Origin of the sequence: Streptomyces sp. XM83C, assembly GCF_023072675.1 — a bacterium.
Lineage (GTDB): Bacteria > Actinomycetota > Actinomycetes > Streptomycetales > Streptomycetaceae > Streptomyces > Streptomyces thermocoprophilus.
Window position 1 is genome coordinate 1 of record NZ_JALLGL010000371.1, and the last position, 5,404, is coordinate 5,404.

The following is a 5,404-nucleotide window of genomic DNA, read 5'->3' on the forward strand; positions in this document are numbered from 1 at the left end:
CGTCGGCACCCGGCGCCCCTGCCAGACCCCCGCACGCCCCCGCCTCACCAGGCCTTATGCTGTCCGGCGGCCCGGAGCCACCCATTCCGCGGCCGTCGCGCGCCTCCACCCGGGCGCACCCGTCCCCGAGAAACGAGCACCACCCGCATGCCCCGCATCAAGTCCCCGGCCCTGCTGGTCGCCGAATCCGGCGCCGACCGCGAGGGCCACGGTCTGGCCCGCACGATGGGCCTGCCCCAGCTGATCTGCTTCGGTGTCGGCGCGATCGTCGGCACCGGCATCTTCGTCGGACTGTCCGACTCGGTCGCCCAGGCCGGCCCTGCCGTCGTCGTCTCCTTCGTCCTCGCCGCGATCACCTGCGTGTTCACCGCGTTCTCGTTCGCGGAGCTGGGCGGCGCGATCCCGGTCTCCGGATCGTCGTACTCCTTCGCCTACGCCGGGCTCGGCGAGACCACCGCCTTCCTCGTCGGCTGGTGCCTGCTGCTGGAGTACGGCGTGTCCATCTCGGCCGTCGCGGTCGGCTGGAGCGAGTACGTCAACGAGCTGCTGCACAGCCTCCTCGGCCTGAGGATCCCCGACGTCCTGTCCGCGGGGCCCGGCGACGGTGGCCTGGTCAATCTGCCGGCCGTGCTCGTCATCGCCATGGGCTGTGTGCTGCTGGTGCGCGGGGTGCGGGAGAGCGCCCGCGCCACCGCCGCGATGGCCGTCGTGAAGATCGCCATCCTGCTCGCGTTCTGCGCGATCGGCTTCAGCGCGTTCAAGGACGGCAACCTCACCCCGTTCGCCCCGGCCGGGCTCGGCGGCATCGGCGCGGGCACCACCGCCGCGTTCTTCTCCTACATCGGCTTCGACGCGATCACCACCGCCGGCGAGGAGGCGAAGAACCCCCGCCGGGACATCCCCGTCGCGATCCTCGTCTGCATGGGCGTCGTCACCCTGCTGTACTGCGCGGTGGCCCTCGCCGCGACCGGGGCCGTCGGCGGCGCCGAGGTCGGCGGACGTCCCGCCGCCCTGTCGTACGTGGTCAACCAGGTCACCGGCTCCACCGTCGGCGGCGGTGTCATCGCGTTCGGCGCGGTCGTCGCGATCGCCTCCGTCGTCCTCGCCGTGATGTACGGCCAGACCCGCATCCTGATGTCGATGTCCCGCGACGGGCTCGTTCCGCGCGTCTTCGAGAAGGTCTCCCCGCGCACCGCCACCCCGGTCGCCGGCACCCTGATCGTCGCCGTCGTCTTCGCGGTCCCCGCCGCCTTCGCCTCCCTGGACGCGGTGGTGGACCTGTGCACCATCGGCACCCTCGCGATCATGGCCGTGGTCAACATCGCCGTACTCGCGCTGCGCCGCCGCGAGCCCGACCTGCCCCGCACCTTCCGGGTGCCGCTCCACCCCGTGCTGCCGCTGCTCGGCGTCGGCTTCTGCCTCTACCTCATGTACGAGACCGGCTGGACCGCCTGGCTTCAGTTCGGGGTGTTCCTCGCGGTGGGCCTCGCCGTGTACGCCGCCTACGGTCGCCGGCACTCCCGGCTCGCCGGCGGCGTCACACCGGACGCCGCTGACCGGGAACCAGCGGCAGTCTGAACCACACCGCCTTGCCGGACCCGGTGGGGCGGTGACCGCAGGACTGGCTCAGGGCGCGGATCAGCAGCAGACCGCGCCCGCCCTCCTGCCACGGATCGGGCATCGCACCGGCCGGGTGGGTCAGATCACCGGGCGGCTCCGGGTCCGGATCGTGCACCTCGACCTGGCAGCCGCTCGGCAGCAGCTCCACCACCAGCTCGATGGGGGAGCTGCCCGAGGTGTGCTCCACCGCGTTCGCGACCAGCTCCGCCGTCAGCAGCTCCGCCGTGTCGCGGTCCGCGCCGTGCTCCGCCTCGGTCAGCGCGTCGCGCACCAGGGCACGCGCCACCGGCACGGCCGCGGAGGTGTGCGGCAGCGCTATACGCCAGCAGGGGGACGAGGAGGCGGGGCGTTCGTGCAAGGCGAGTCCGTTCATGGCGCAGGCTGTCCTGCTTTCAACCTCTGAATGGTACGGGGCCGCCCGGCGAAGCCGTCGGACGGGCACCGCCCGGAGCCACGGGCCCCGGCACCGAGCGGCCTACCCAGTGAAAACGCCCGCCGCGCGCGACAGGACACGTTGTTGCCCTCCTGTCGAGAACCCGGCGGGTTCCGGTCACATCGTGACGGCGACCGGCATCACCTCGTGCGGGCACCCCGCTCCCCCGTGACGGCAACAGACGTCACCCCCGTGCCGGCACACCGCGTCACTTTCCGGACGACGTGCCGTAACCGTGTATCGCGCACTCCTGACGACAGTCACGAACAAGTGATAACTTCAGAGGGTCGTCCTGGCCGAGGGAGGCCCTCCTGATGAGTCCCTTCACCGGTTCCGCCGCCCGCACCCCCCACTGGCGTCATCTGCGCGTCGATCGCACCGACGGCGTCGCCACCGTCACCCTCGCCCGCCCCGACCGGCTCAACGCGCTCACCTTCGGTGCCTACGCCGACCTGCGCGATCTGCTCGCCGAACTCTCCCGGGAACGCTCCGTGCGCGCCCTCGTCCTCGCCGGGGAGGGCCGCGGCTTCTGCTCCGGCGGCGACGTCGAGGAGATCATCGGCGCCACCCTCGGCATGGACACCGCCCAGCTGATCGACTTCAACCGCATGACCGGGCAGGTCGTGCGCGCGATCCGCGAATGCCCCTTCCCGGTCGTCGCCGCCCTGCACGGCGTCGCCGCGGGCGCCGGAGCCGTCCTCGCCCTCGCCGCCGACTTCCGCGTCGCCGACCCCACCGCCCGGTTCGCGTTCCTGTTCACCCGCGTCGGCCTGTCCGGCGGCGACATGGGTGCCGCCTATCTGCTGCCCCGCGTCGTCGGCCTCGGCCACGCCACCCGCCTGCTCATGCTGGGCGAGGCCGTCCACGCCGCCGAGGCCGAGCGGATCGGCCTGATCAGCGAACTGACCGAGGCGGGCCGCGCCGACGAGGCCGCACAGGCCCTGGCCCGCCGTCTCGCCGACGGCCCGGCCCTCGCGTACGCGCAGACGAAAGCCCTGCTGACGGCCGAACTGGACATGCCGCTCGCGGCGGCCGTCGAACTCGACGCCTCCACCCAGGCCCTGCTGATGAACGGCGCGGACTACGCCGAGTTCCACGCCGCGTTCACCGAGAAGCGCCCCCCGAAATGGCAGGGACGGTGACCCCATGCCCGGCACAGCACCCGCATCGCCCGCCCCTCGGCAGGACCGGCCGCTGCGTGTCGCCGTCACCGGCGGCGGCCCCGGCGGCCTGTACGCCGCCGCCCTGCTGAAACGTCTCGACCCGGCCCGCGAGGTCACCGTCTGGGAACGCAACGCCCCCGACGACACGTTCGGTTTCGGTGTCGTCCTCTCCGACGAGACCCTCGGCGGCATCGAGCACGCCGACCCGGTGGTGTACGAGGCGATGCGGCGGGAGTTCGTCCGCTGGGACGACATCGACATCGTCCACCGCGGCACACGGCACACCTCCGGCGGCCACGGCTTCGCCGCCCTCGGCCGCAGACGCCTCCTGCGGATCCTCCACGACCGCTGCCGCGACCTCGGCGTGGACCTCCGCTTCCGCACCGAGGCACCGCACCCGGACACGCTGGCCGCCTCGTACGACCTGGTCGTCGCCGCCGACGGCGTCAACAGCCTCACCCGCGAGGCGTACGCGCAGGCCTTCCGGCCCCGCGTCACCACGCACCGCTGCCGCTACATCTGGCTCGCCGCCGATTTCGCCCTGGAGGCGTTCCGCTTCGAGATCGCCGAGACCGGGCACGGCGTGATGCAACTGCACGCCTACCCGTACGCGCCCGACGCCTCCACCGTCATCGTCGAGATGCGCGAGGAGGTGTGGCAGGCCGCCGGCTTCGACGGCATCACCCCCGAGGAGTCCATCGACCGCTGCGCGAAGATCTTCGCCGACGCGCTCGGCGGACGCCCGCTGCGCTCCAACAACTCCGACTGGACCCGCTTCCGCACGGTCGTCAACGACCGCTGGTCCCACGGCAAGGTGGTGCTGCTCGGCGACGCCGCCCACACCGCGCACTTCTCCATCGGCTCCGGCACCAAACTCGCCGTCGAGGACGCCCTCGCCCTCGCCGCCTGCCTCGACGAACAGCCCACCGTCGGCGACGCCCTCGCCGCCTACGAGGAGGAACGCCGGCCCGTCGTCGCCTCCACCCAGCGGGCCGCCCGCGCCAGCCTCGAATGGTTCGAGAACCTCGCCCTCTACGTCGACCAGCCGCCCCGCCAGTTCGCGTTCAACCTCCTCACCCGCTCCCGCCGCGTCACCCACGACAACCTGCGGCTGCGCGACGCGTACTTCACCGCCGCCGTGGAGCGGGAGTTCGGCTGCCCGCCCGGCACCCCGCCGATGTTCACGCCCTACCGGCTGCGCGGCCTCACCCTGCGCAACCGGGTGGTCGTCTCCCCGATGGACATGTACTCCGCCACCGACGGCGTCCCCGGCGACTTCCACCTCGTCCACCTCGGCGCCCGCGCCCTCGGCGGCGCCGGACTCGTCATGACGGAGATGGTCTGCGTCAGCCCCGAGGGCCGCATCACCCCCGGCTGCACCGGCCTGTACACCGGCCGCCAGGCCGAGGCGTGGCGGCGCATCGTCACCTTCGTGCACCGGCAGTCGCCGGGCACCGCGATCGGCGTGCAGCTCGGCCACTCCGGCCGCAAGGGCTCCACCAAGCTGATGTGGGAGGGCATGGACGAACCCCTGCCCGACGGCAACTGGCCGCTCGTCGCCGCGTCGGCGCTGCCGTACAAGCCGGGCAGCCAGACACCGCGCCGCCTCACCCGCGCCCAGCTCACCGACATCCGCGAGCAGTTCACCGACGCCGCCCGCCGCGCCGCCCACGCCGGGTTCGACCTGCTCGAACTGCACTGCGCCCACGGCTATCTGCTGTCGGGGTTCCTCTCCCCGCTGACCAACCACCGCACCGACGCCTACGGCGGCTCACTGGAGCGGCGGCTGCGGTTCCCGCTGGAGGTCTTCGACGCCGTACGCGAAGCGTGGCCCGAGGAGCGGCCGATGACGGTCCGTATCTCCGCCACCGACTGGGCGGAGGGCGGCAACACCGCCGACGACGCCGTGGAGATCGCCCGCGCGTTCGCCGCGCACGGCGCCGACGCCATCGACGTCTCCACCGGTCAGGTCGTCGCCGACGAGCAGCCCGAGTACGGCCGTTCCTACCAGACACCGTTCGCCGACCGCATCCGCCACGAGGTCGGCGTGCCCGTGATCGCGGTCGGCGCGATCTCCTCCTGGGACGACGTGAACTCCCTGATCCTCGCGGGCCGCACCGACCTGTGCGCCCTGGCCCGCCCCCACCTGTACGACCCCCACTGGACCCTCCACGCCGCCGCCGAACAG

At 72.8% G+C, this 5,404-nt stretch carries 4 protein-coding genes; 3 read left to right on the plus strand and 1 reads right to left on the minus strand.

The features are described from left to right. The first annotated feature begins 147 nt into the window (after positions 1-147). Positions 148-1,578, plus strand: a complete 1,431-nt coding sequence (locus MTQ10_RS27405) for an amino acid permease (RefSeq protein WP_247472949.1) — start codon at positions 148-150, stop codon at positions 1,576-1,578. On the opposite strand, the gene MTQ10_RS27410 is transcribed toward MTQ10_RS27405, so the two are convergent. Continuing rightward, positions 1,538-1,993: an ATP-binding protein gene (locus tag MTQ10_RS27410; RefSeq protein WP_247472952.1), complete on the minus strand. Its 456-nt coding sequence runs from the start codon at positions 1,991-1,993 to the stop codon at positions 1,538-1,540. The genes MTQ10_RS27405 and MTQ10_RS27410 overlap by 41 nt on opposite strands. A 374-nt stretch (positions 1,994-2,367) precedes the next feature. Between MTQ10_RS27410 and MTQ10_RS27415 the strand changes: the two genes are divergently transcribed. Further along, on the plus strand, positions 2,368-3,195 hold the full coding sequence (locus tag MTQ10_RS27415; protein ID WP_247472953.1) for an enoyl-CoA hydratase family protein: 828 nt from the start codon (positions 2,368-2,370) through the stop codon (positions 3,193-3,195). Between the two features lie 4 nt (positions 3,196-3,199). After that, on the plus strand, positions 3,200-5,404 hold a 2,205-nt coding region (locus MTQ10_RS27420; RefSeq protein WP_247472955.1), incomplete at its 3' end, for a bifunctional salicylyl-CoA 5-hydroxylase/oxidoreductase.